Below are 24,007 nucleotides of genomic sequence, written 5' to 3'. Positions count from 1 at the left end.
GAAATACTGAGGAGCTGCACCGATGGCAGCGACCGGCGAGATCAGGGGTGCTGACGTGCACGAGGACACACACGGCGAAACGCCGTCGCGTGGTGTGGAGCAGGGCGACCGGGAGTTCCTCTCCCTGGAGCGGGAGCTCACGGTGCTGCTGCGCCGGGCCCGCGCCAACCAGGGGGAGATGGCCCGCGAGGTCCACCCCGACCTGGAGTCCGCCGCCTACGGGCTCCTCGTCCGGCTGGAGGAGTGCGGCCGCCAGCGTGCCACGGAACTGGCCGGCTACATCGGCGTCGGCAAGGCCACCATGTCCCGCCAGCTGCGCGCCCTGGAGCAGCTCGGCCTGGTCGCCCGCGAGCCGGATCCGGCGGACGGCCGCGCCTGGCTGGTCGACCTCACCGAGGAGGGCCGCACCCGGGTGAGCAGGGTCCGCGAGGCCCGCCGCGAGCGGTACGTCAGCCACTTCTCCGCCTGGGACCGCAGCGAGGTCGGGGAACTGGCCCGGCTCCTCGGCCAGCTGAACCGGGGGATGGAGAAGTGACCCGGCGGGCGTCGCCGGCCCGGGGCGGACACGACCTACAGCTCCACGCGCACCACCGTCGCGTCGTCGTGGGTCTTGGCACGGCCCAGCAGGGCACGCCCGGCGCGGTCGTCCGCCCGCTCCAACGCCCGGACCCGCTCCACCAGTGCCCGCGCCCCCTCCTCGTCGACGAGGCTGAGCAGCTCCGCCCAGTCGCCCTTCCCGAAGAGGTCCGCCCAGCGGGTGGCGCCGTCCGACAGCGCTGCCAGCGAGCGGACCTCCGCGCGCGGCACACTCCCGGCGACGGCGCGGGCGGCCACCGCGGGGTCGGCCGCGGCCGTGAAGAAGCCGCCCTCCCGGTTGCGGAGCGTGCCGTCGACGATCTCGGCGCTGCGTAGCAGGTCACGCGGCAGGCGGGCCAGCCGGTCGTCGCGCACGGGGACGACCGTGCCGTCCGGGGCCTCCAGCAGCAGCGTCGCGTCGCACAGGACCAGGTACTCGACGGTCTCCGGCGACCACCGCGCGAGAGCCACGGTGGCCTGAGGGGTACGCGGGTGAGAAAGGTCACAGGTTTCCGCATGGGCCCCGGCGGTACGTGCGAGAGCGAGGGCGAGCGCCTCGGCCAGCGGAACATCCGGGAGTGAAACGGTCAGTTCGGTCAGGGCGCCGCCCAGTCGCGCCGTGAACCAAGGGACCGAATGCAGACACCCCGCGCCGCCCGGTGGCGGCGTCACCCCGTCCAGCAGGACGAGCGAACCGCCCTGTCCGGAGGCGGGAAGCCCGATACTCGCGAAGTCCTCGTTGGGGCGGGCCCGATCGCCGGCCTCCGACACAAGCTCCGTACGCATTCGGCCAGTCTGCACGACCCCTTCACGGTCTTCGCACAAGGCTGGCATCACTCCACGAACTTACGTACTACCGCAGGTCAGACGCCTGTTATGGGCGGGAATGAAGCACTCCGGGAAGGCGTGGCGGCGAATACTGTCAAAGCCCGCCGTCCACGTCCAACCGGCCTGCCGGGCAAGGCAGCTGCACACGCCAGAGGAACTTGCCCGCCCGCTCCCCTCCGATGTTCACTCCTTCGGGTGGCGGGGCAAGCGATGCGCGGCCCCTGCCCACCGGCACTGGGAGGGTCGGGAACCGTACCGGACGTACGCACCAGTTGACGGAGCGTCACCTCCGGCCCATGGCACACGAGTCAGGAATGCGAGCACCGGTGCAGAAGACGCGGCCTCGGCGTACAGGCAGGCAGACGGCCTCCGAGGGGGGCGCGGAGCCTACCCCTGTCGGCAAGGGCCGTCCGACCCACGTACGCAACCGGCTGATCGTCGCGGTGGCCGTCGTGGCCGCCGCCGTCGCCGGCGCGGGCGCCCCCTCCGTCCTCGCCGCCTCCGGGCAGCTGAAGGACTCCCAGGACCTGGTCACCCTCGCCGAACAGACCCAGGACGCCCTCGCCCTCGCCCAGTCCCTGGCCGACGAGCGCGACGAGGTCACCACCTATGTGGCGGCCGGCCGGGTGAAGTCCCGGGCGCCCTCCACCCAGGGCAGCGCCCGGGTGGACCGGCAGACCAGCGAACTGACCGCCGACACGGACGTCTCCGCCGCGCTGCGCGAGGCCCTCGCCGCCGTGCCGTCCGTCCGCCAGTCCGCCCTCACCGGCAAGAGCACGGCCCTCCAGGCGCACGAGGCCTACTCCAGGGCCATCGCCGCCGTGCACGTGCTCGTCGACCGGCTGGCGGAACAGATGCCGCCGCGCGCGGGCTCCGGCGCGTACGCCCTCGCCGAACTCGACACCGCCGTCCAGCAGGCCTCCGCGACCCGGGGACTGCTGCTCGCGGCGCTGAACGTACCCACGACCGACGAGACCGACTACGACCCCGTCACCGGCCGGTCGGTCACCGAGAAGGTCTCCTCCGAAGCCGACACCAAGCGGCGCGACGCCCTCACCGCCGCCGCCCAGCAGGCCCGGCTGCGCTCCGACGCGGCCCTCGCGGACTTCCGGGAGGGCGCGCCGCAGGAGGCGGTGGCCTCGTACGACTCCACGGTGACCGGCGGAGACGCCGACGCCGCCGACGCCTACCTCGCCGCACTCACCGACCAGCCGGAACTGAGCGCCCGCGACCTCGACACCAGCGTCAAGAAACTCGACGCCGCGCTCTCCGCCCGGGTCGACCTGATGCGCGCCGTCGAGTCCTCCCTGTACGGCCGACGGGGCGAGGAACTCGCCGCGATGCGGGACGACGACGTCACCGACCTGGAGCTGCGCGTCACCCTCCTCGGCGCCCTGATGCTGCTCACGATCGTCGTCGCCACCGGCATGGCCCGCAGCCTCACCCGCCCGCTGTCCGTCCTGCGCCGGGGCTCGGCCAGGCTGGCGGAGACCGAGAACCCGGCGGCGGAGGAACCGGTCCGGTTCACCGGCCGCAACGACGAGTTCGCCCAGGTCGTCCGCTCCGTCAACGCCCTGCACGCGCACGCCGTGGCTCTCCACGAGCGGGTCGGCACCCTGGAGTCCGATCGCAAGCACCTCGTCGGGCAGCGCCAGCGGATGGCCGACGCCCGCGAGGAACTGCGCGCCGAACTCGACGGCTCCGCAGCGCTGCTGGAGGGCCTGCGGGACAGCATCAGCGGCACCTTCGTCAACCTCGCGCTGCGCACCCTCGGCCTCGTCGAACGCCAGCTGGCCGTCATCGAGGGGCTGGAGGAGCGCGAGCAGGACCCCGACCGGCTGGCCACGCTCTTCAAGCTCGACCACTTCGCCACGGTCATGCGCCGGCACAGCGAGAACCTGCTGGTCCTGGCCGGCACGGAGCACGTCCAGCAGCACGCGGGCCCCATCCCGCTGGTGGACGTGGTGCGTGCGGCGGTCAGCGAGATCGAGCGCTACGAGCGGGTGCGGATCTCCGCACTGCCTCCGCACGCGCACGTGGCGGGGTTCGCCGCGGACGACCTCTCCCACCTGCTGGCCGAACTCATGGAGAACGCCACCTCGTTCTCCCCGCCGGACCTGCCCGTCGAGGTCTCCGGCTGGCTCCTGGAGAACGGCGAGGTCATGCTCTCCGTCCAGGACGAGGGCATCGGCATCCCCGAGGAGCGGATGGGCCGCCTCAACGCCCGTCTCGCCGAGTTCGACCCCGAAACGCCGTACGACCAGGAGGGCGAGGAGGGTCTCGGCCTCGGCCTGTACGTGGTGGCCCGGCTCGCCCACCGGCACGGGGTCCGGGTGCGGCTGCGCGAGCAGAAGCAGGGCGGGGTGGCGGCGGTCGTCGTCCTGCCGACCGCGCTTCTCGCCGAGGCCCCGGCCGCAGCGGTCCCCATGACGAGCCCGGCCTCCGCCAGCCCCCAGAGCTTCTCGCTCCCGGGCGCGGACGCGGAAGCCAACTCCAACGTCCTGCCGGGCCGTGCCAAGCCCGCGGACCCGCTGGTCGCCCTGGCGGAGCGAGCGGTACGACAGGGGGACCCCACACCGCAGACCCCCACACCGCAGACACCTACGGCGACCCCGCCGCAGCCTTCGGCCGGACCCGCACCCCGGACCACGTCCGAGACCCCCGCACCGGCCTCGTCGGGAGTGCCGGCGGAGTCCCCGGGCGGGACGACGTCCGAGGCGACCCCCTCCGGGTCCCCGGCGGAGCCCGCCGGAGAGGAGCCGACGGCGACCCCGTCGGGGACTTCGGCCGGTACGGCCCCTCAGCCCTGGGCCGAGACGCCCACGGCCACCCCGCCGGGGATCCCGGCGCAGGATTCGCCGCGGTTCGCGGGCGACGGTCCGCCGGAGTCCGCGCCGCGCGGCCCCGCGCAGGCGGCGCCGGTTCCGGTGGAGACGCCGGCCGAGACGACGATGGAACTCCTGCTGCCGAACCCGCAGGGCGAGGAGCCGGGAGGGACGGGGGAGCAGGACACCGCCGCCGTCCCCGGCCCGGAGCTCGCCGTCCCCGGCCCGGACCTCGCCGTCCCCGGCCCGGACCCGGTCGCGGCCGGCGCCGAGCCCCGGCACACCCCGCAGAGCCCGTTCGCCTCGGACGACGGACACGCCGCGGGCGAGGGCGGGGCGGAACACGCGCGCACGCCGGACGCCCCGGAGGAACTCGTCACCGACAAGGGCCTGCCGAAGCGCACCCCCAGGATCACCGCACCCACCCAAGCCCCGCGCCAGCGGACCGGTTCCGTCGACGCGGACGCCCTCCGCCGCCGTCTGGGCGGCTTCCGCCGGGGGGCGGAGGCCGGCTACCGGCACGTGGAGGCGGAGATCGCCGAACGGACGGGCCAGAACCGGGCCCCGTCCCCCGAGACAGCCCGACACACAGCTCGAGAAGCACACGCACACGCCGAAGATGACACGGGGGGCACAGTCGAGGAGGCAAGCAGTTGACCGCGCCCAGTACCTTCGGACTGAGCAGTGAAGCCCGTAACCTGCACTGGCTGTTGACCAACCTCGTGGATGAGGTACCCGGCATCCAGTCCGTCGCCGTCGTCTCCTCGGACGGACTGCTCCTGCTGTCCTCGGACGCGGGACGCAACGTGGAGGCACGCCAGGCCCGCGAGACGAAACCCACCGGCCCGCGCGGCTCGTCCGCCGACCTCGCCACCATCGTCTCCGGCATCGGCAGCCTCACCATCGGCGCCGCCAAGCTCATGGCGTTCGGCGGGGTGAAGCACACCATGATCGCGATGGACGAGGGCAGCCTCTTCGTCATGTCGATCAGCGACGGCTCGCTCCTCGGAGTGCACGGCTCCGCCGACTGCGACATGAGCGTGGTGGCCTACCACATGGCTCTCTTCGTGGGCCGCGCCGGCCACGTCCTGACCCCCGAACTGCGCAGCGAACTACGGCAGTCTCTGGAGTCCGCGGCGGCCGGGGGCGCGCGATGAGCGGCATCCCGCAGCAGCCGCGGGACGGCAGGCGGCAGCTCCCCCTCCGCCGTGGCGACCGCAAACCGGCCCGGGTGCGCCCCTACTCGCTCACCGGCGGCCGCACCCGCTTCGGGCACGTCCTCCTCGTCGAGACCTTCGTCGCGGCCCTCGAAGCGCCCGAGGAACGCAAGGAGCTGACGGGGGGTACCTCCCATGTGCTGAGCTATGGGGGAGGGTCCCTGAGGGCCACCGTCATGCCGGAGCTGCGGGCCATCGTCGAACTGTGCCGCCGGATGCGCACGGTGGCCGAGATCGCCGCGCTGCTGAAGATGCCGCTCGGTGTGGTCCGGGTGCTCCTCAGCGACCTCGCGGACCAGGGAAAGATCCGTGTGTACGGCACCGGTACTGCTCACGGTACGGGCCGTCCCGACCGCGCTCTGCTGGAAAGGGTGCTGAGTGGACTCCGTCGTCTCTGACGCCGCCTCCTCCTTTGGCGTCGCCCCCCTCGTCGAGCCCGACGAACCCCTGAAGCCCTGGCAGACGGACCGCACCCGGGCCCCCGTCGCCACGAAGATCGTGGTGGCGGGCGGCTTCGGGGTCGGCAAGACCACCCTCGTCGGCACCGTCTCGGAGATCGAGCCCCTCCAGACGGAGGCGCTGATGACCGAGGCCAGCGAGGAGACGGACGACCTGACCGGCACCCCGGAGAAGGTCACCACCACCGTCGCCATGGACTACGGCCGGCTGACCCTCGACGACGACCTGGTGCTGTATCTGTTCGGCACACCGGGTCAGCAGCGGTTCTGGTTCATGTGGGACGACCTGGTGCGCGGCGCGATCGGCGCGGTCGTGCTGGCCGACACCCGCCGGCTGAAGGACTGCTTCCCGGCGCTGGACTACTTCGAGAGCTGTGGGCTGCCGTACGTCGTCGCCGTCAACCACTTCGACGGCAGCGAGCTGTTCGAGCCGGTGGACGTGCGGGAGGCGCTGACGATCCCCGCGCACATACCTGTCATGATCATGGATGCGCGGCGCCGGATCTCGGTCATCGAGACCCTTCTGGCCCTGGTGGGCCACGCGCTCGACGAAACCCCCGAGTAAGGCCCTTCAAGGAGAGTTGCCCGCATGCGGAAGATACTCGTCGTCGGAGCCGGCCAGTCCGGTCTCCAGCTCGCCCTCGGCCTCCAGTCGCACGGGTACGAGGTCACCCTGATGTCGAACCGGACGGCGGACGAGATCCGCTCCGGCCGGGTCATGTCGACGCAGTGCATGTTCCACACGGCCCTCCAGCACGAGCGCGACCTCCAGCTGAACTTCTGGGAGCAGCAGGCCCCGAAGATCGAGGGCCTCGGCGTCTCGGTCGCCGCCCCCGGCTCGCACGACCCGGGCCCGACCCAGCGTGCGATCGACTGGCTGGGCAGGCTCGACGGCTACGCGCAGTCCGTCGACCAGCGGGTGAAGATGGCCGGCTGGATGGAGACGTTCGCCCAGCGCGGCGGCCAACTGGTGATCCACGGTGCGGCGGTCTCCGATCTCGACTACTTCTCCCGGGCCTACGACCTGGTCCTGGTCTCGGCGGGCAAGGGCGAACTCGTCCAGATGTTCGGCCGGGACCCGGAGCGGTCCCCCTACGGCGAGCCGCAGCGCGCCCTCGCCGTCGCCTACGTCCACGGGGTCGGCCCGCGCCCGGAGCACCCGGACACCGAGGCGGTCCGCTGCAACCTGGTCCCCGGAGTCGGCGAACTCTTCGTCATGCCGACGCTCACCACCTCCGGCCGCGCGGACATCCTGTTCTGGGAGGGCATACCCGGCGGCCCGCTGGACGTCTTCAACGGCGTCAAGGACCCGGCGGAACACCTCTCCCTGACCCTGGAGCTCATGGAGAAGTTCACGCCCTGGGAGTACGCGCGCGCCACCAGGGTCGAACTGACCGACGCGGGCGGCACCCTGGCCGGCCGCTATGCGCCCACCGTCCGCAACCCCGTCGGCCGTCTGCCCGGCGGCGGTCTGGTGCTCGGCGTCGCCGACGTCGTCGTCGCCAACGACCCGATCACCGGCCAGGGCTCCAACTCGGCGTCCAAGTGTGCAGCCGCGTACCTCTCCTCGATCCTCGAGCGCGGGGAGAAGGAGTTCGACGAGGAGTGGATGCGCGCCACCTTCGACCGCTATTGGGACACCGCGCAGCACGTCACCAAGTGGACCAACGCGATGCTGGCCCCGCCGCCGGAGCACATCATCAACCTGTTGGGCGCGGCCGGACAGCTGCCGCCGGTGGCCGATCGTTTCGCCAACGCCTTCAACGACCCGGCCGACTTCGAGAACTTCTTCTACGAGCCGGAGAAGACGGCGGCCTACCTGGGCTCCGTCTCCGGCGCCTGAGCGGGCGCCCGAGCGGGCCTCGGCGCGGGTGGGGCGTCCGGGCGTACGGCTCCGAGCACCGGTTGGGAGGCGATCTCGGTGATCTTGACCTTCTCGCCGGTTCTCGGGGCCTGGACCACCTTGCCCCCGCCCAGGTACATCGCCACATGGGTGGCCCCGGGGAAGTAGATCACCAGGTCGCCGGGGCGCAGCTCCCTCAGGGGGATCCTCCGCAGCCGCGCCCACTGTTCCTCGCTGGTGCGGGGGATCGGTTTCCCCGCATGCCCCCAGGCCTCGGAGGTGAGGCCCGAGCAGTCGTACGACCGCGGGCCCTCCGCACCCCACTCGTACGGCTTCCCGAGCTGCCGCACGGCGTACCGCACGGCCTTCTCGCCCTCCTTCGACGGCTTGTGGTCCTCGGCGAGGGCGCCGGACGCCACGAGCTTGCCCTGCGCCCGCGCGACGCCGTCCTTCTCCAGCTCGGCGAGAGCGGTGAGCTGCTCGGCGGTGAGGGAGGCGAGGAGTGCCTCGACGTCGGCCAGGCGCCGGCGCACGTTGTCGCGCTCCTTCTTCCGCCGTTCCACGAGGGTGAGCTGTTCGTCGAGGGCGGCGCGGGCCTGGCGCGCCAGCGAGTCGGCCTTGCGTTCGCCGTTCTCCAGCCGCCCGACGGTCCCGGCCCGCTCCCGCGCCAACTGGCCGATCAGATGCCCCTGGTCGAGAGCGTGCTGCGGATCGCGGGCGAGCAGCAGCCGCACGTACGGGGAGAGGCCGGTGCTGCTCTGGTACTGCTGGCGGGCGAGCCGGCCGGCCGCGCCCCGGCTTCGGTGCAGGGAGAGCCGGGCCTTCACGAGCTCTGCGTCCAGCCGCCCGGTCTCGGCCCTCCGCCGCTTCAGCTGCTCCTCGGTGGCGTTGAACGCCTCACTGGCCCGTTCGGCCTCCTGGTACAGCCGCTGAAGGTCCGTCAGCAGGCGGGCCACGGAACGATCGTCGGTATCGGAGGACTCCGTCCCGGCCACCTGTGGTCCGTCCGGGTCCGGTGTCCGTGGCGCGGTCACGGCCCGTCCGCCGGGCTCCGGCGGTTCCGCCGCGGCCACGGCTAGCCCGGGGGCCAGGAGCGCCTGTGCCGCGAGCGCCGCCGTGGAGACCGTACAAGCCAGACCCAGCAACCTTCCTGACACGTCATCACCTCCGTTGCGGGGTGGCCCCTCCACCCCGCACGGTGAGCATCGGACGTGTGGGCCCGGCCCGCGCCCCGGAGGTGCGCGGTTCGGCGCAACGGAATCACTCGTCGGCGTCGTTCCGCCGATCGCCCGGCGTGGCGTCGGGCCCGGAGCGCCGTGCGGTGCCGGTGCCGCCGGCGGGTCCGGGCGCAGAGCCGGGCGGGGTGCCCGGCTTCGACCAGGGCCACTTCCGTGCGCCCGGCGCGCCGCTGCCCCTCCCCGCGGCCTGGTCGCCCTCGGCTGCGAACTCGTACTTCCAGCCCTTGGGCAGTCCGAGCTTCTTGCTGTGACCGCGGGGCACGCGCCGGTAGACCAGGACGGTGGGCGGCCCGCCGGCCGGGTCGGGGACGGGGATGCGGTACGTCTTCGGCGGGTGCCCGGTCGGACCGAGCAGCACGGGCAGCACCCGGCCGTCCATGGGGCCGCCCTCGAAGGGGGTGTCTTCGCTTTTCACCGCACCAGTGTCGATCAGGTCGCGGCGGTCAGCGCACCCCGGACCAGCTCGGCGGTCTGCGCGTCCCGCGCCGCGGTCACCGTGAGGACGGCGACGAGCTGGTCGACCAGCCAGTCCCGCAGCTCGTCGACGGGCGGCTGTTTGTCCTCGTCGAGCCAGATGAGGGAGGCCGCCTCGACCGCCGTGATCCACATCCGTACGGTCATCCGAAGCCGCGGCCCCGGGTCGGCCACCCCCAGATGGCTGTAGACGGCCTCGGCGGCGGCCCGGCGCACGCCGTCCACGATGGCGGTCGTCCGCGAGGTCTCGACCACGCTGCCGCCCTGGAGCAGGGCGCTGAATCCGGCGTCATGACGGCCGACGAAGGTCAGATACCGGTCCAGGACGCGGGCGAGGCGGGGGAGGAGCGGGCCGGCGTGGGGCTCGTCGAAGCAGTGGTGCAGCTCCTCGGCGGCGGAGCGCAGGGCGGCCTCGTAGAGCTGCTGCTTGCCGCCGGGGAAGTACCGGTAGACGAGCGGCCGGGACACCCCGGCGGCCTCCGCGACGTCGTCCAGCGACACGTCCTCGGGGACGCGGTGCGCGAACAGCGAGAGCGCGGCCTCGAGCAGCTGGCTGCGGCGTTCCTCGACACTGAGACGGCGGTAGGCGGGGGCGGCGGGGGTCATGACGTGCAGCGTAATCGCCCACCCCCGGCCCGTGCCCGTCGTCGGCTCAGGCCAGCAGCCCGGACGACCTCCACAGCCGCCGCCCGACGCCCCGGAGCACCCCGATGTCGTCGAGGAAGTCCGTCAGCCGTTTCGATCCCGTCTGCATGACCTCCCGCCGGTGCCCGCTCGCCCGCACCTGCGCCATCGCCTCCCGCTTGTCCAGGCCCACGTTCGTGTAGACGTCCGGATTCACGAAGGCCACGGAGAACACCCGCGCGAACTCGCCGGAGGTGACTCTCGTGAACTCCTGCGACCACCTCGGCGCCGTCATCATCTGGCGGCGCAGCTCCTCACGGGCGTAGCGCACGTGCCGGGCCTCCTCCACGACGTGGATCCGGGTGACGCCCCGGACCAGCGGCTGGACCCGGTCGTCGGGGAAGGTCAGCCGCTGCATCCAGTCGAGGACCTCCTCGCCGAGCAGGGTCGCGGTGAAGGAACCGGGAGTCGTGGAGACCGTCTTGAACAGCCGGCCCAGGTGCTGGTGGGCGCGGCTCACCGGGTACCACGGCGTCTCGCCCCGCGTGATCAGCCGGGCGAACATCTTGGAGTGCCGGCACTCGTCCTCGATCTCGGTCAGCGCGTACCGCACATGGGCGCTCGTCGCCGCCTTGTCGTAGATGTGCCGGACCAGCAGCTGCATGAGGATGATCTCGAACCAGATCCCGAGGGAGGCGAGCGCCGCGGCCTCGTGCCGGGACAGCAGAATCCGCTGCTCCTCGCTCATCCGCCGCCACATCGGCGTGTCGTAGAGCGACACCAGTTCCGGGGGCCAGAACCACTTGCCCGCCTCGAAGGGGGCGTCCCAGTCCAGCTCCTTGTCCGGGTCGAAGGAGTGCTTGGCGGAGGACGCGAGCAGCCGCTCGGCCACCTGCTCCCGGTCCTTGAGCAGGCCCAGCGCGTCCCGCAGCCCTTCCAGCGCTTCGCCATCGGTGAGGGTCGTCATGCCCTTATGAGACTGCCTGTCAGCAAGACCGTCAATCCCCCGTGCACCGGCAATCCGTACGATGATCACTCGACGGTCGGACGCCTGGGTATTCCTGCCGGGCCGGCGTGCACGTCCCCACGGGCGTCCACCGCGACAAGGCCGAGCTCCCCCTCCCGTTCCCCCTCGCCGTCGACCTCACCGGCACCTGCCGTCGCCGGTGAGATCGGCGGCCGGCCGGACTACACCGAGCAGCCCAGGTCCTCGGGGACGGCGAAGGTCACCGGCTCCGCGCCCTGCGGCGGGAACGACGTGCGCAGGCCGAAGGCGTACGGGGTCGGGCCGTTCGCGCGCAGATGCAGCAGACGGGACTCGGCCTCCGCGACCGTCGGGCGGCGGCCGGCCGGGACCCACCACAGGGCGGTCATCGCCTCCGCCACCCGCTCGAACCATTCCCTTCGCCGGGCGAGCAACTCGCGGTGCCGGCCCTGGTACATGAACGAGGTCAGCGCGTCGAGGTCCCGCCACACCGTCATGTTGATGATCAGCCAGGAGTCCCCGAAGACCTGGATGTCGGTCGCGTCCCCGCCTTCGGACTGGAGCCGCCACACATAGCCGTCCGCCGCCTCCGCGGCGGCGTTGACCGGGTCGAGGGAATCCACGAAGTCCCTCAATTCGGCCGAGTCCAAGGGAAACTTGAGCCGGGAGATATTGACCTGCGCGAGTTCGAAAGAGGCGGGTTCGATGACGTTCTCAGCTTCGGCGTCAGTCATGGGCGAACCGTAGGACACCCCTGTGCGGTCCCGGCACCCCCCGTCTCACGAGTCGAGCACCGCCTCCATCACCGCCCGCGCGATCGGCGCCGCCATCCCGCCACCGGTGATGTCCCCGCGGCGCGCCGACCCGTCCTCCACCACCACAGCGACCGCCACCCGCGGCTCCGCGTCGCGCACGTCCCGCGCCCAGGAGACGAACCAGGCGTACGGAATCCCGGCGTTGCCGAGGCCGTGCTGGGCGGTGCCGGTCTTGCCGCCGACGACCGCGCCCGGGATCGCCGCGTTCGTGCCGGTGCCCTCGCGCACCACGTCCTCCATCAGCTCCCGCAACCGCCGTGCCGTCGAGGGGTACATCGCCTGCCGGGACGGCCGGGAACCGGCCGTGGCCACCGTGGCACCACCCCGCCGTGTCGTCCGCTCCACCAGGTACGGCGTGCGTACCTGTCCTCCGTCGGCCACGGCCGCCGACACCATCGCCATCTGGAGGGGCGTCGCCCGCGTGTTGAACTGGCCGATCGAGGAGAGCGCCAGCTGTGCCGGGTCGAGCGAGGTGTCGAAGGTGCTCGGCGCCACGGCGAAGGGGATCCGCACGTCCACGTCGTTGAAACCGAACGCATGCGCCGTCCGGGTCATCCGGGCCAGCCCGGTGTCCACTCCGAGCTTCGCGAACACCGTGTTGCACGACCACTCGAAGGCGTCCCGCAGCGGAGCGTCCTCGCAGCCGTCGCCGGCGTTCGTCAGCCGTGTCGTCGTCCCCGGCAGCCGGTAGGGGGCGGGCGAGTCGGTGGCCGCGTCGAGGTCGGTGATCACCCCCGCGTCCAGCGCCGCAGCCGCGGTGACCACCTTGAACGTCGAACCGGGCGGATACGTCTGCCGCACCGCCCGGTTCAGCATCGGCTTGTCCGGGTCGCCGTTGAGCCGCAACCAGGCCCGTTCGGCCGCGCCGTCGTTGCCGGACAGCTCGGCGGGGTCGTACGAGGGGCTGGACACCAGCGCCAGCACCCGTCCCGTCGTCGGCTCCACCGCCGCCACCGCGCCCTTGCGGCCGTCCAGCCCCTCGAACGCGGCCCGCTGGGCCCGGGGGTTCAGCGTCGTCACCACGTTTCCGCCGGCGGGCCGGCCGTGCGTGACGTCGTTCCACAGCGGGAACGGCGAGAGCATCGGATCGGACCCGGAGAGCACCTCGTCCCCGGAGTGCTCCAGGAACGACGTCCCGTACACCTGCGAGGCGAAGCCGGTCACCGGCGCGTACAACGGCCCGTCGCGGTACGTGCGCTCGTAGCGCAGCTGCTCACCGGTGTCCCGGGAGCCGGTCACGGGGACGCCGCCGACGAGGATGTCGCCGCGCGGCTGGGCGTAGCGGGCGATGGAGCCGCGCCGGTTGGCCGGGTTGCCGCCGTAGGCGCCGGACTCGACGACCTGCACGCGCAGGGCGTTGACCAGGAGTGCCACCAGCAGCAGGGCGCAGAAGACGGCGGCGTGCCGGATGTGCCGGGTCAACCGGGCCTCCGTGGGTCCTTGGCGTCGGGTGCGCCGGGCGAAGTGTTCCGCCCGTTGTCGTGCGCGGTGTCGCGGGGTGCGCCGGCGGGAGCGCTCCGAGGCGTGCCGGGCGGAGTGTTCCGAGGCGTGCCGGGCGGTGTGTGGTGCGGTCCTCTCGCCGAGTCACTCACCCGGATCAGCAGCGCCACGATCGCCCAGTTGGTGACGAGCGAGGAGCCGCCCTGGGCCAGGAACGGCATCGCCATGCCGGTCAGCGGGATCAGCCCGGTCACCCCGCCCGCGATCACGAAGACCTGGAGCGCCACGATCGAGGCGAGACCGGTCGCCAGCAGCCGGCCGAAGGGGTCGCGCAGCGAGAGGCCCGCCCGGTAGCCGCGCTCCACCAGCAGGCCGTAGAGGAGGAAGAGGGCCGACAGGCCCACCAGACCCAGTTCCTCGCCCGCCGTGGCCAGGATGAAGTCCGACTTGGCGGCGAAGCCGATGAGGACGGAGTGACCGAGGCCGAGCCCGGAGCCGAGCATCCCGCCCGCCGCGAAGGAGAACAGCGACTGGGCGAGCTGGTTGGCGCCCTGCCCCGCCTCGATCGTCGCGAACGGGTGCAGCCAGTCCTCGACCCTGCTGTGCACATGCGGTTCCAGACGGCCGACGGCGACCGCGCCCAGCGAGGCGAGCAGCAGCCCGACGGCGATCCAGCCGGTGCGGCCGGTGGCGACGTAGAGCATGATCACGAACAGGCCGAAGAACAGCAGCGACGTTCCGAGGTCCCGCTCCAGCACCAGCACGCCGACGCTCAACAGCCAGATCGTGACGATCGGGCCGAGGACGCGCCCGGTGGGCAGTTGCAGCCGTTCGAAGCGCCAGATGCTCCGGCCCGCGTACGCCAGCGCCGTGCGGTTGGCCGCCAGGTACGCGGCGAAGAACACCGCGAGCAGCACCTTCGCGAACTCACCCGGCTGGATGGAGAACCCGGCGATCCGGATCCAGATGCGGGCGCCGTTCACAGCCGGGAAGAGGATGGGCAGGGCGAGCAGGGCGAGCGCGGCGACCACGCAGACATAGGCGTACCGCTGGAGCACACGGTGGTCGCGCAACGCGGCCACGACCAGGATGAACAGGGCCACTCCGAGCGTGGACCACACCAGCTGGGCGGGCGCCGCCCGGTCGTGCGGCGTCTCCAGGTCGAGCCGGTAGATCAGCACCAGGCCCATCCCGTTGAGCAGTACGGCGATGGGCAGCAGGAGCGGGTCGGCGCAGGGGGCGCGCAGCCGCACCGTGAGGTGTGCCAGCAGCGCGAGCACGCCCAGCCCGGCGCCGTAACCGGCGGCGCCGGGCGGGACGGTGCCGTGCTTCGCCAGCCCGACGGCGCAGTAGCCGTACACGGAGAGCAGCACGGCCAGGACGATCAGGGACAGTTCGACGCCACGGCGCCGGGGGAGAAGCGCCGCGGGGGCGGGCGCGTCGGCCGCCGCCACGGTGGCACCGGCACGGGAACCGGCTCGGGCGGTGGCGCCGGCTCCCGTCCCCGTCCCCGTGCCGGTTCCTGCTCCGACTCCGGCTTTCGTCATGTCCGGAACCTACCTAAATACGGCTCCTTGTGAGCCTTGGAGACTTTCGTGTCAGTGTCGTGTCAGTACCGTGCGGCACCGGCTGGACGTCCGATCAGCACCAGCGGGGCGGCGTTCCGATGGTGTCGATGTAGCGCGCGGAGCCCCAGGCCCAGGTGCCGTCGGTGAGGAGGTACCAGAGGGAGTTGCCCTGGACGTTCTGCCCGGGGGTCTTGCAGAAGATCGAGACGATCTCGCCGCGACGGGCCACCCGGATCACCTGGCCGGCACGCGTGGGAGCACTGCGCAGCAGCAGCTCGTTCGCGGTGACGCGCCCGCGGTAACGGCGGGAGTCGTTCTGGTTCCCGTTCCCGTTGCCGTTCTGCCAGCCGTTGCCGCCACCGCCCGACTGCCAGCCGTTCCCGCCACCGCTCTGCCAACTTCCGTTCGGGTTGCCCTGGCCGTTGCCGTTGCCATGACCCTGGCCGTTGCCGTTGCCGTTGCCGTTGCCATGACCCTGGCCGTTGCCCTGGCCGTTGCCTTGGTTGTTCGCGTTGCCGTTGCCATTGGCATTGCCGTGACCTTGACCATTGCCCTGGCCGTTCCCCTGGCCCTGACCTTGACCATTGCCTTGGCCGTTCCCCTGGCCCTGGCCCTGGCCCTGGCCCTGACCCTGACCATTGCCCTGGCCCTGACCTTGGCCGTTGCCCTGGCCGTTCCCCTGGCCCTGACCTTGACCATTGCCTTGGCCGTTCCCCTGGCCGTGACCCTGGCCGTTCCCCTGGCCCTGGCCCTGACCCTGACCATTGCCCTGGCCCTGACCTTGGCCGTTGCCCTGGCCGTTCCCCTGGCCCTGACCTTGGCCGTTGCCTTGGCCCTGGCCGTTTCCTTGGCCGTTGCCGCTCGGGCCGTTGCCGTTCTGGTTGTTGTTGCCGCTCTGGTTCTGCCAGTTGCCCGCGCCGCCGTCCTGGCTGCTGAGACCGTCGTCCCCGCCGTCCCAGTCGTCGGCGAGAGCGGGGGCGACGGCCGCGGTGGCGGCGACGAGGGCGCCTGCCGCGGTGACCATGGCGACACGGGTGAGAGCGGTACGCAGGGACATGGCGATACCTCCACGAAGAGGGTGCAGCTGACTTATCGCCACATTAGGAGCGGTTCGCGCGTGTCGCCCGTCACGCTGCGCCATCGGGGAGCGCGCTCCCGGACGGAGGCGTCTGAGGGAGCGTCAGCGTCGCCACCGCACCGCCGTCCGGTGCGTTGGTGAACGTCAGCCGGGCGCCCAGCACCTCCGCCTGACCGACCGCGATCGTCAGTCCGAGCCCGTGCCCCTTCGCCCCGCCCTCGGTGCGGAACCGCTGCGGCCCGTGCGTGACGAGGTACTCCGGATAGCCGTCCCCGTCGTCCCGCACGGTGACCACGGGCCCGTCCACCGTCAGCACGACGGGCGAGCGCCCGTGGCGGTGCGCGTTGGCGAGCAGATTCCCCAGCACCCGCTCCAGGCGCCGCCGGTCGGTCTCCACGCGCGCGTCCCGGACGATTCTCACTTCGGTGCCGGTCACCGAGGCGCCGGAGGTGCCCGAGGCCTCCGCAGCCCGCACCACCCGGACCGCCAGCGCGCCCAGCTCCTCGGTGTCCACCTCCAGCCGCTCCCGCCGGGTGTCCAGTCGGGAGATCTCCAGCAGGTCCTCCGTCAGCGTGCGCAGCGCCGCCACCCGGTCGCGGACCAACTCCGTCGGCCGCCCCGGCGGCAGCAGTTCCGCCGCCGCGTGCAGCCCGGTCAGCGGAGTGCGCAGCTCGTGCGCCACATCGGCGGTGAACCGCTGCTCGCTCAGCAGCTTGCCCTGGAGCGAGGACGCCATGGAGTCCAGCGCGACGGCCACGGCGCCCACCTCGTCCTGCGGCCGGCCCGGTTCCTTCGTGCGGGGGTCGTCCACCCGGGCGTCCAGGTCGCCGGCGGTGATCCGCCGGGCCACCCGCGCGGTGGCGTGCAGCCGGCGCGTCACGCGGGTCACCGCGACGGCGCCGACCAGCAGCGTCGCGCCGATGGCCAGCACCGACGACCACAGGATCGCGGTGTCCAGGGCCTCGATGGTGCGGGCGCTCTGCGAGTAGTCGACCGGGACGGCGAGGGCCCGCGCGCCGTCGGCCGGGCCCGCCGCCCACATCGTGGGGCGCCCTTGGTGCTCGGCGACCATCGTGCCGCGTTCACCGGCCACCGCCAGCGTCCGCAGCGACGCGGGCAGTCCCGGCGGATCGAGGCTCGCTCCCCACCCCAGGGTGTCACCCGCCTCGAACGCCGTCGTCGCGTCCTTCAGCCGGGACAAGGCCAGTTCACGGGCCTGTCCGACGGTCTGGTTCGTCACCGAGACGTGCACCAGGATGCCCAGCAGGGCGGCGAGCGCGCAGCACATCACCGTGATGAAGACGGCGGCCTTCACGGCGAGGGTGCCGGCCCAGGAGGGGAACGCGAGCCTCATCGGCCGCTCGCGGAGGCGGAGGATGAGGCGGAGGCGTCGGGGGTGGCGGCGTCGGGGGTGGTGGAGGCGGAGGGCCGGGGCGAGTGCTTCCGGTCTCCGGTGCGCAGCATCTCGTCGTGGGTGAGCAGCATCGCCCCCTGCTGCTGGTCCCAGGTCCACTGGAGGCGGTATTCGTAGCCCGCGACCTCCGACGGGGCGCGGATGATCACGGACCGTCCGGCCAGCTCGACCCCGCTCACGGCGTCCTCGTAGGCCATGACCTGCACGAGTCTGTCCTTGCGCGCGGTGTAGACACGGACGGCCGTCAGTTTGCCGGGCAGCTGGCGGAAGCCCAGCGTCAGATCGGGGTGGCCGTCGCCGGTGAGATCCCGGTAGTACGCCCTGAGCACGGGGCACCGGCTCCCCGCCGCCCCGCGCTTCCCGCAGTCGGCCATCCGGCGGGCCGTCTCCCGGTAGGTCCCCTGGCCGTAGTCACCCGGATGCGCGGCGATCTCCGCGCGGACGACCGCCACCGGGTCCACCTCGCGGATGTCGCCGCCGGGCACCTCGATGCCCTTCACGACCTCGGTGTCCACCTCGCCGATGTCGAAGGCGGGGCTGGAGGCGGGGGCCAGATCCGGCCACAGCTTGTCCGGACTGATCGCCGTCGGCGTCGCCCCCGCGCCCTGGAGCTCACCGGCGTCACCGCAGCCCACGGCGAGCGAGGCCAGCAGGGCGACGGTGACGGCGAGGAGCCTGCGTTCAGCAGCGCGGAAGGGGCGCGAGAGGCGCGAAGGGCCTGAGGAGCCGGAGGCCCTGAAGGTGCTGGTGGGGCGACTGCGGGGCACGGGACTCCTGTGACTCCTCTGGCGATACGACGGTGTCAGGCCCGTTACACCTTATTTGTATGGAAGTCCGTTTTGCGTACCGGTGGGCCGGAGGTGGTGAGGCGGGGAAGGCGGCGGCCGTGGCGGGTGGCGCAGGCCGGTACTGACAGATGCTGACGGATGCTGGCAATTCCTGAAGGGTACTGACAGATATTGCCAGGTATCGGCCGACCAGGGCTGGGCGGGTGCCGGGTGCCCGTGGAGGCTGCCGGGTGGAGGCCGAGGGGGGCCAGGGTGTGCGGGGCGCCCGGGTGGAGGTCGAGGGGGCAGGGGTGCGCGGGCGCCAGGGAGGAGGTTGAGGGACGCGGGGATGCGGGGCGCCCGGGTGGAGGTCGAGGCGTGCCGAGGAGTGTGAGGGCGCCGGGGCGGAGATCGAGGGATACCGGGGAGTGCGCGGGTGCCGGGGCGGAGGCCGGGGATGCCGGGAGTGCCGGGCTGGGGGCCTGAGGTTCTGAGGGCCTCAGGCCCTGAGGGTGAGGAAACGATTACTCGGCCAGTTCCTCCAGGAGTCGGGCCGTCGTCAGCCCCGCCCGGAGGTACTCCACGAACAGCTCGTTGTGCAGTGCCCACGGTGAGCGCCGTGACCGGATGAGCCGGATGGCCTCCTCGGCCGGGTGGCCCCGGCACACCAGCGCGTGGGCGACGACCAGTCCCGAGCGGTTGTAGCCGCTGTAGCAGCGGACGAGGACCGTCCGGCCGTCGTCCACCGCGTCCCCCGCGGCCTGCGCCAGCCGGATCACGCCGGCGAGCTGGGTCCCGTCCAGCGGGCCGTCCGGAACCGGCCACACTTGGTGCTGCACGCCGGGATCCGGCCCGTGTCCACGCCGCGCCCGCGTCAACGTCTGGACGAGATCGAACTCGGCCCGCACCACGACGGGTTGCACTTCCCCCGACAGCCCCCGGAACTCGTGCCCGCCCATCCACAGGCCGGGCACGATCTCGCTCCACGGGCGGTCCGGAACCGGTACGTCGGGCTGCTTCCTGCGGGTCCGCAACGACGCCTCCCCAAACGCGCTGCCCAGGCCGGGCCCGCGAAGTCCAGCCCGGCGCACAGCCGGACGGCGTTCCCTTGCGTACAAACCTAGGGCCTGCCCAACTCGTCACGGGGGTAACCGCCTTCTTGCCCCGGAGCGTCCCTCCTGTTCCCATGGTCGTAGGGGTGATGGTGCATGAACGGACTGCGCGTCATACCGACCTGGTGGCATGGCCAGGAACGGCTCTACGTCTGTCGCGACGACGGCAGGAACATCGCCTGGTACGACCGTGAGGCGGCCAGGATCAACCTGATCGGGGACGACCGCCGGGACGACGTCCTCGAGGCCCTCGGCCCCTTCGTGACAGGCCCGATCACCATCGGCCCGCCCCCGGTCCCCACACCCGCCGAGCTGGTCCGGCTCTCCCTCCATCCGGACGACGACCTGGCCCCCAACCGTCCCGGCGAGGCCCTGCTGATCGACCTGGACCGGGACCCGGGCCCCGCCCATCGCCTCAGGACCGACCCGCGCCGTCGCGCCCTGGCTGCCGAGCAGGCGGTCGGCGAGGCCCTGGACCGCCTCGACGGCGCCGGCTGGCACACCCTGCACTCCCTCCTCCTCCCCGGTGGCGACCGGGTCCACCACCTGTCCATCGGCCCCGCCGGCCTGTTCGCGGTTCACACGCTGCACGCCCGCAAGCAGCGGGTCCGGATCGCCGACCCGATGGTCGCCCTGGGCCGCCGGGACCCGGAACCACTGCTGCGCCGGGTACGGGCCGACGCCGACCGCGCGTCCTACGCCCTGACGGCCGAGGTGCGCCCGGTGCTGGCCCTGGTCGGCCCGGCGGAGGTCACCGTCACCGTCCCTCCGCGCCGGGTCCGCGTCGTGAACGACACCGACCTCACCGATCTCGCCCGGCTCGGCGGCGTGCTCAAACCGGCGGACGTCGAGGCACTGCACGCGATGGCCCGGGACCGCGGGACCTGGAAGAGGGTGTGACCCGGCGACGCGGGAGGCGCCGCCGGACGAGAGGTGAGGGACGAAGGGTGAGGGAGGACGGGTGAGAGGCGAGACGCCAGAGGCGGGTGGTCCGAGGGCCGCTCACGGCACCGTTCCCGCCCGTCCGGCGTCCAGCAGCGGCGCCAGCAGGTCTCCGTGGTCCTGGAGCCGCGGGGCGATGTCCGGAGCCGAGAACGTGAGTGGGCCCGCGGACCGGCAGTCCTCGACCTCCTCCCAGGTGACCGGGGCCGACACCGTCGGCTCGGCCCGCGCCCGCAGGGTGTACGGCGCCGCGGTCGTCTTGCGCGCCGCGTTCTGACTCCAGTCCACGAACACCTTCCCCGGCCGCAGACTCCGCGTCATCCGGTGCAGAACCAGCCGTGGCATGGCCCGCTCCGCCTCCACGGCCAGCTGTTTCGCATACTCCGTGACCCGTTCGGACGACGCCCCCCGCACCGCCGCCAGCACATGCAGCCCCTTCGACCCCGACGTCTTCGGGTGCGCCTCGATCCCGTCCGCCGCGAGCCGCTCCCGCAGCCACACCGCGACCTCGCAGCACTCGACGACGGTCGCGGGCGCGCCCGGATCGAGGTCGAAGACGAGCCGGTCGGCCATCTCGGCCTCCTGGATCACCCACTGGGGCGTATGGAACTCCGTGACGAGGTTCGCCGCCCAGACCAGACTCGCCAGATCCTGCACAACCACCATCCGGGCCGGCCCGTCCGAACGCGGCACCGCGGCCGTGGTGACCCACTCGGGCGTGCCCGGCGGCACGTTCTTGGCGAAGAAGACCTGCCCGTCAGGCCCGTCCGGATAGCGCAGGAAGGACAGCGGCCGGTCGCGCAGATGGGGAAGCAGCGCGTCGGCGACGGTCGCGTAGTAGTGCAGCACCTCGCCCTTGGTGAAGCCGGTCGCCGGATACAGCACCTTCTCCAGATTGCTGAGCGCGACCCGTCTCCCCTCCACCTCAGTGATCGGCGTCATACGATGAGAATCACACGAAACCATCCGCTATCGCCGCATGTCTGGGCACATCATCCGAATCTCCTCATGGCGCGCTCTGTGGCCGGAAAGGTGCTGCACGTGAGATCCATCTGGAACGGCGCCATCTCCTTCGGCCTCGTCAGCATCCCCATCAAGCTGGTGAACGCCACCGAGAACCACTCGATCTCCTTCCGCCAGATCCACCTCGAGGACGGCGGCCGCATCCGCTACCGCAAGGTCTGCGAGCTGGACGACCACGAGGTGACCTCGGCGGAGATCGGCAAGGGATACGAGGACGCGGACGGGACGATCATCCCGATCACCGAGGAGGACCTGTCCCACCTGCCGCTCCCGACCGCCAAGACGATCGAGATCGTGGCCTTCGTGCCGGCCGACCGGATCGACCCGCTCCAGATGGACACCGCCTACTACCTCCAGGCGGGCGGCGCCCCGGCGGCGAAGCCGTACACCCTGCTCAGGGAGGCCCTGAAGCGCAGCAACAAGGTGGCGATCGCGAAGTACGCCCTTCGCGGCCGCGAGCGCCTCGGGATGCTCCGCGTGGTCGGCGACGCGATCGCCATGCACGGCCTGCTCTGGCCGGACGAGGTCCGCGCCCCGGAGGGCGTTGTCCCCGACACCTCGGTCACCGTCCGCGACAAGGAACTCGATCTCGCGGACGCCCTGATGGACACCCTCGGCGAGGTCGACCTCGACGACCTGCACGACGAGTACCGCGAGGCGGTGGAGGAGGTCGTGGCGGCGAAGGCGGCCGGCGAGACACCCCGCGAGGCGCCGGCCCCGCCGTCCAGCGGCAAGGTGCTGGACCTGATGGCGGCCCTGGAGAAGAGCGTGCGGGCGGCGAGGGAGTCGCGCGGCGAGAAGGCGGAGCAGGGATCCTCTCAGCCGGGGGAGCGGACGACGGAGGAGCCGGTGGAGGAGACGGAGGCCGAGGTCAGACGCCTTCCACAGCGCAGGTCCGCCCGCACGGCGCCCAAGCGGACAGGTGGCAAGAAGTCGACGTCGACAACGAAGAAGACCACGGCGGCGCCGAGGAAGTCGACGGCGAAATCGGCACAGACGACGAAGAAGACGACGGCGTCGAAGAGCACCACGCAGACCAGGGGCGCCGCGCAGAACAGGAGCACGGCCAAGAAGACGGCCGCCAAGAAGACGACGGCGTCCAAGGAAACGACGGCGAAGAAGACGGCCGCGAAGAAGACGACGGCCCGCAAGCGCACGGCTTGAGCCGACTGGTCGCCATGCGCGTGGCCTGAGACCGCCGGTCATCGTGCGCGTGGCTTGAGCCGGCTGGCCATCGTGCGGGCGGCTTGAGCTCACCGCCTCACCGCCTGACCGCCTCACTGCTTCACTCGACTCACCGCCTCGCCTGGGTCACCGCCCCGCGCCTCACCCGCCTCCCCCCGCCTCGCCCCTCCGGCGGAGCCGCGAGGTCGGGTCGTTCAGGCGGCCTCTTCCAGGGCGTGGACCTCGGCGCCGCCGCCGTTCTCGCCGCTTCCGTCGGGCCGGTGGGGGAGGGTCACGCACGCCGTGCCCAGCGCCAGCCCCACGGCCGGCCACACCGGGAACTCGCCGCCGTAGGCGAACCCGTGCCCCGCGAAATACGTCAGCGCCCAGACGCTCACGCCGAGCCCGGCCCATATCCGCCAGGCCGCCGGCCCACGGAGCGCCGGACCGGGCCGCACACGGACGTACAGGGAGGCCAGCGCCCGCTCGAGCGGACGAAGCGCCCACACCACGCCCACCAGGACACCCGCCAGCACCAGCAGCCACGGCACCCGCAGCGCCCACCAGCCCGCCGAGCCGTAGACGGGTTCCGGTGCGAGTCCGGTCAGATAGAAGGCGGCGGCGACGATCAGCACCGGCAGCATGTGCCAGAGGTAGAGCGCCATGCTGCCGGACCCCAGTACCCGCACCGCCCGCCGCACCCCGGCCCGCTCCAGCAGGCGTCGCACGACCGGTGCGACCAGCAGCGCCACCCCGACCTGGGCCAGGCTCCAGGCCAGCATGGCCGCCGACGGCGGGTCGGTGTTGCTCAGCCCCTGCCCGGTCACCAGGATCAGGCTGACGGGGAACGGCCCCGGTCCGACGAGTACGGCGAACACCGCCACACCCGCCACCGCCAGGACCAGGGCCCGGACGGGAGCCCGCCCCGCCGTCCGCGCGTCGCCGCCCAGGAGTCCGTCCCGCCAGCAGAAGCCGAGCTGGTAGACGGTGCCCCACACGAGCAGGTAGTTGACCGCCCCGATCACCTCGACGGCCGAGCCCCGCGACGACGGGTGGCCCGCTGCCACGAGTGCACCGATGCCGAACGCCACCGCGCCCATGCCCACGGGGACGCGCAGGCCCCACCGTTCGTGGAGGGCGTACAGGGCCGGCGTCACAGCGCTGATCAGCAGGTACACCGGCAGGAACCAGAACTGCATGGCCATCGCCCACCCCACCAGCGCGAGGGTGGCAGGGTCCACGCCGAGTCCGGAGCACAGGCCGACGGCAAGCAGTACGAGGCCGCTGTACACGGCCGTCGGCAGCAGAAGCCGCACGGCCCGCTGCCCCACCCACCCCGCGGCGGTCCCGCCGGCGGCCCGGGCCCGTGACCAGGAGCCCCCGGCGGCGTGCCCGCCGGCGAGGAAGAACAGCGGCATGATCTGGAAGCCCAGGGTGAGCCACTGCGTCCAGGGCACGGTCGCCAGCAGTTCCGGCGCGGTGATCTCGCCGTCCGGATGCCGGACCAGCCCGGTGATCAGCCAGTGGCCGAGCACCACCAGCAGGATCGCCCAGGCACGCAGGAAGTCGACGTACCGGTCTCGGTCTCGGCTCATGCCTCGCATGGTGCCGTCCCC

22 protein-coding genes are annotated in these 24,007 nt (G+C 72.4%); 8 read left to right on the top strand and 14 right to left on the bottom strand.

Annotated features, from left to right (window positions below; genetic code table 11):
• The first annotated feature begins 55 nt into the window (after positions 1-55).
• Positions 56-535 carry a MarR family winged helix-turn-helix transcriptional regulator gene (locus OHS71_RS14155; protein ID WP_398148235.1) on the top strand — a complete coding sequence of 160 codons (480 nt, stop codon included), beginning with the start codon at positions 56-58 and terminating at the stop codon, positions 533-535.
• A 35-nt stretch (positions 536-570) separates the two neighbouring features.
• Here OHS71_RS14155 and OHS71_RS14150 read toward each other — a convergent pair whose 3' ends face one another.
• Positions 571-1,362, bottom strand: coding sequence for a hypothetical protein (locus OHS71_RS14150; RefSeq protein ID WP_328479733.1), 792 nt, complete (start codon positions 1,360-1,362; stop codon positions 571-573).
• Between the two features lie 368 nt (positions 1,363-1,730).
• On the opposite strand from OHS71_RS14150, the gene OHS71_RS14145 reads away from it, so the two are divergent.
• The 5 genes from OHS71_RS14145 to OHS71_RS14125 are packed head-to-tail and all read left to right on the top strand — an operon-like array spanning position 1,731 to position 7,747.
• Complete coding sequence (locus tag OHS71_RS14145) at positions 1,731-4,886, top strand: sensor histidine kinase (RefSeq protein ID WP_328479732.1); 3,156 nt, start codon at positions 1,731-1,733, stop codon at positions 4,884-4,886.
• Complete coding sequence (locus OHS71_RS14140) at positions 4,883-5,386, top strand: roadblock/LC7 domain-containing protein (RefSeq protein WP_328479731.1); 504 nt, start codon at positions 4,883-4,885, stop codon at positions 5,384-5,386. Before OHS71_RS14145 ends, OHS71_RS14140 begins: the two co-directional genes overlap by 4 nt.
• Positions 5,383-5,844 carry a DUF742 domain-containing protein gene (locus OHS71_RS14135; RefSeq protein ID WP_328479730.1) on the top strand — a complete coding sequence of 154 codons (462 nt, stop codon included), beginning with the start codon at positions 5,383-5,385 and terminating at the stop codon, positions 5,842-5,844. Before OHS71_RS14140 ends, OHS71_RS14135 begins: the two co-directional genes overlap by 4 nt.
• Complete coding sequence (locus OHS71_RS14130; protein WP_328479729.1) at positions 5,825-6,469, top strand: GTP-binding protein; 645 nt, start codon at positions 5,825-5,827, stop codon at positions 6,467-6,469. The genes OHS71_RS14135 and OHS71_RS14130 overlap by 20 nt, the downstream gene beginning before the upstream one ends.
• Positions 6,470-6,493: 24 nt before the next feature.
• The gene (locus OHS71_RS14125) at positions 6,494-7,747 is read left to right on the top strand and encodes a styrene monooxygenase/indole monooxygenase family protein (RefSeq protein WP_328479728.1); all 1,254 of its coding nucleotides are present in this window, start codon (positions 6,494-6,496) and stop codon (positions 7,745-7,747) included.
• On the opposite strand, the gene OHS71_RS14120 is transcribed toward OHS71_RS14125, so the two are convergent.
• From OHS71_RS14120 to OHS71_RS14070, 11 genes are all read right to left on the bottom strand, one after another.
• A complete protein-coding gene (locus OHS71_RS14120; protein ID WP_328479727.1) occupies positions 7,720-8,904 on the bottom strand; it encodes a C40 family peptidase in 1,185 nt (394 codons plus the stop codon). The genes OHS71_RS14125 and OHS71_RS14120 overlap by 28 nt on opposite strands.
• A gap of 103 nt (positions 8,905-9,007) precedes the next feature.
• Positions 9,008-9,400 (bottom strand): hypothetical protein, encoded by a 393-nt coding sequence (locus OHS71_RS14115; protein ID WP_328479726.1) that lies wholly within the window; start codon positions 9,398-9,400, stop codon positions 9,008-9,010.
• Between the two features lie 14 nt (positions 9,401-9,414).
• Positions 9,415-10,065, bottom strand: a complete 651-nt coding sequence (locus tag OHS71_RS14110) for a TetR/AcrR family transcriptional regulator (protein WP_328479725.1) — start codon at positions 10,063-10,065, stop codon at positions 9,415-9,417.
• Between the two features lie 46 nt (positions 10,066-10,111).
• The gene (locus OHS71_RS14105) at positions 10,112-11,050 is read right to left on the bottom strand and encodes an AurF N-oxygenase family protein (protein WP_328479724.1); all 939 of its coding nucleotides are present in this window, start codon (positions 11,048-11,050) and stop codon (positions 10,112-10,114) included.
• 221 nt (positions 11,051-11,271) lie between these two features.
• Complete coding sequence (locus tag OHS71_RS14100) at positions 11,272-11,802, bottom strand: DUF3291 domain-containing protein (protein WP_328479723.1); 531 nt, start codon at positions 11,800-11,802, stop codon at positions 11,272-11,274.
• Between the two features lie 45 nt (positions 11,803-11,847).
• Entirely contained in the window at positions 11,848-13,305 is a 1,458-nt protein-coding gene (locus tag OHS71_RS14095) for a peptidoglycan D,D-transpeptidase FtsI family protein (protein WP_328479722.1), read from the bottom strand.
• Positions 13,302-14,870, bottom strand: a complete 1,569-nt coding sequence (locus tag OHS71_RS14090) for an FtsW/RodA/SpoVE family cell cycle protein (protein WP_328479721.1) — start codon at positions 14,868-14,870, stop codon at positions 13,302-13,304. Before OHS71_RS14090 ends, OHS71_RS14095 begins: the two co-directional genes overlap by 4 nt.
• A gap of 94 nt (positions 14,871-14,964) precedes the next feature.
• Complete coding sequence (locus OHS71_RS14085; protein WP_328479720.1) at positions 14,965-15,948, bottom strand: SH3 domain-containing protein; 984 nt, start codon at positions 15,946-15,948, stop codon at positions 14,965-14,967.
• A 70-nt stretch (positions 15,949-16,018) separates the two neighbouring features.
• Positions 16,019-17,323 (bottom strand): ATP-binding protein, encoded by a 1,305-nt coding sequence (locus OHS71_RS14080; RefSeq protein ID WP_328479719.1) that lies wholly within the window; start codon positions 17,321-17,323, stop codon positions 16,019-16,021.
• Complete coding sequence (locus tag OHS71_RS14075; protein WP_443046942.1) at positions 17,320-18,150, bottom strand: hypothetical protein; 831 nt, start codon at positions 18,148-18,150, stop codon at positions 17,320-17,322. The genes OHS71_RS14080 and OHS71_RS14075 overlap by 4 nt, the downstream gene beginning before the upstream one ends.
• A 524-nt stretch (positions 18,151-18,674) precedes the next feature.
• A complete protein-coding gene (locus tag OHS71_RS14070) occupies positions 18,675-19,184 on the bottom strand; it encodes a protein-tyrosine phosphatase family protein (RefSeq protein ID WP_328479718.1) in 510 nt (169 codons plus the stop codon).
• Positions 19,185-19,358: 174 nt separating this feature from the next.
• On the opposite strand from OHS71_RS14070, the gene OHS71_RS14065 reads away from it, so the two are divergent.
• Positions 19,359-20,162: an NERD domain-containing protein gene (locus OHS71_RS14065; protein ID WP_328479717.1), complete on the top strand. Its 804-nt coding sequence runs from the start codon at positions 19,359-19,361 to the stop codon at positions 20,160-20,162.
• Between the two features lie 102 nt (positions 20,163-20,264).
• On the opposite strand, the gene ligD is transcribed toward OHS71_RS14065, so the two are convergent.
• Positions 20,265-21,146, bottom strand: a complete 882-nt coding sequence (gene ligD / locus OHS71_RS14060; RefSeq protein ID WP_328479716.1) for a non-homologous end-joining DNA ligase — start codon at positions 21,144-21,146, stop codon at positions 20,265-20,267.
• Between the two features lie 99 nt (positions 21,147-21,245).
• Between ligD and ku the strand changes: the two genes are divergently transcribed.
• Positions 21,246-22,391, top strand: a complete 1,146-nt coding sequence (gene ku, locus OHS71_RS14055; RefSeq protein WP_443046941.1) for a non-homologous end joining protein Ku — start codon at positions 21,246-21,248, stop codon at positions 22,389-22,391.
• Between the two features lie 215 nt (positions 22,392-22,606).
• Here ku and OHS71_RS14050 read toward each other — a convergent pair whose 3' ends face one another.
• The gene (locus tag OHS71_RS14050) at positions 22,607-23,986 is read right to left on the bottom strand and encodes an acyltransferase family protein (protein WP_328479715.1); all 1,380 of its coding nucleotides are present in this window, start codon (positions 23,984-23,986) and stop codon (positions 22,607-22,609) included.
• Between the last annotated feature and the right edge of the window lie 21 nt (positions 23,987-24,007).

It is taken from the genome of Streptomyces sp. NBC_00377 (assembly GCF_036075115.1).
In the GTDB taxonomy this organism is placed as follows: Bacteria; Actinomycetota; Actinomycetes; order Streptomycetales; family Streptomycetaceae; genus Streptomyces.
The sequence above is the reverse complement of the archived record's forward strand: the minus strand, read 5'-3'. Positions and strand labels throughout refer to the sequence as shown.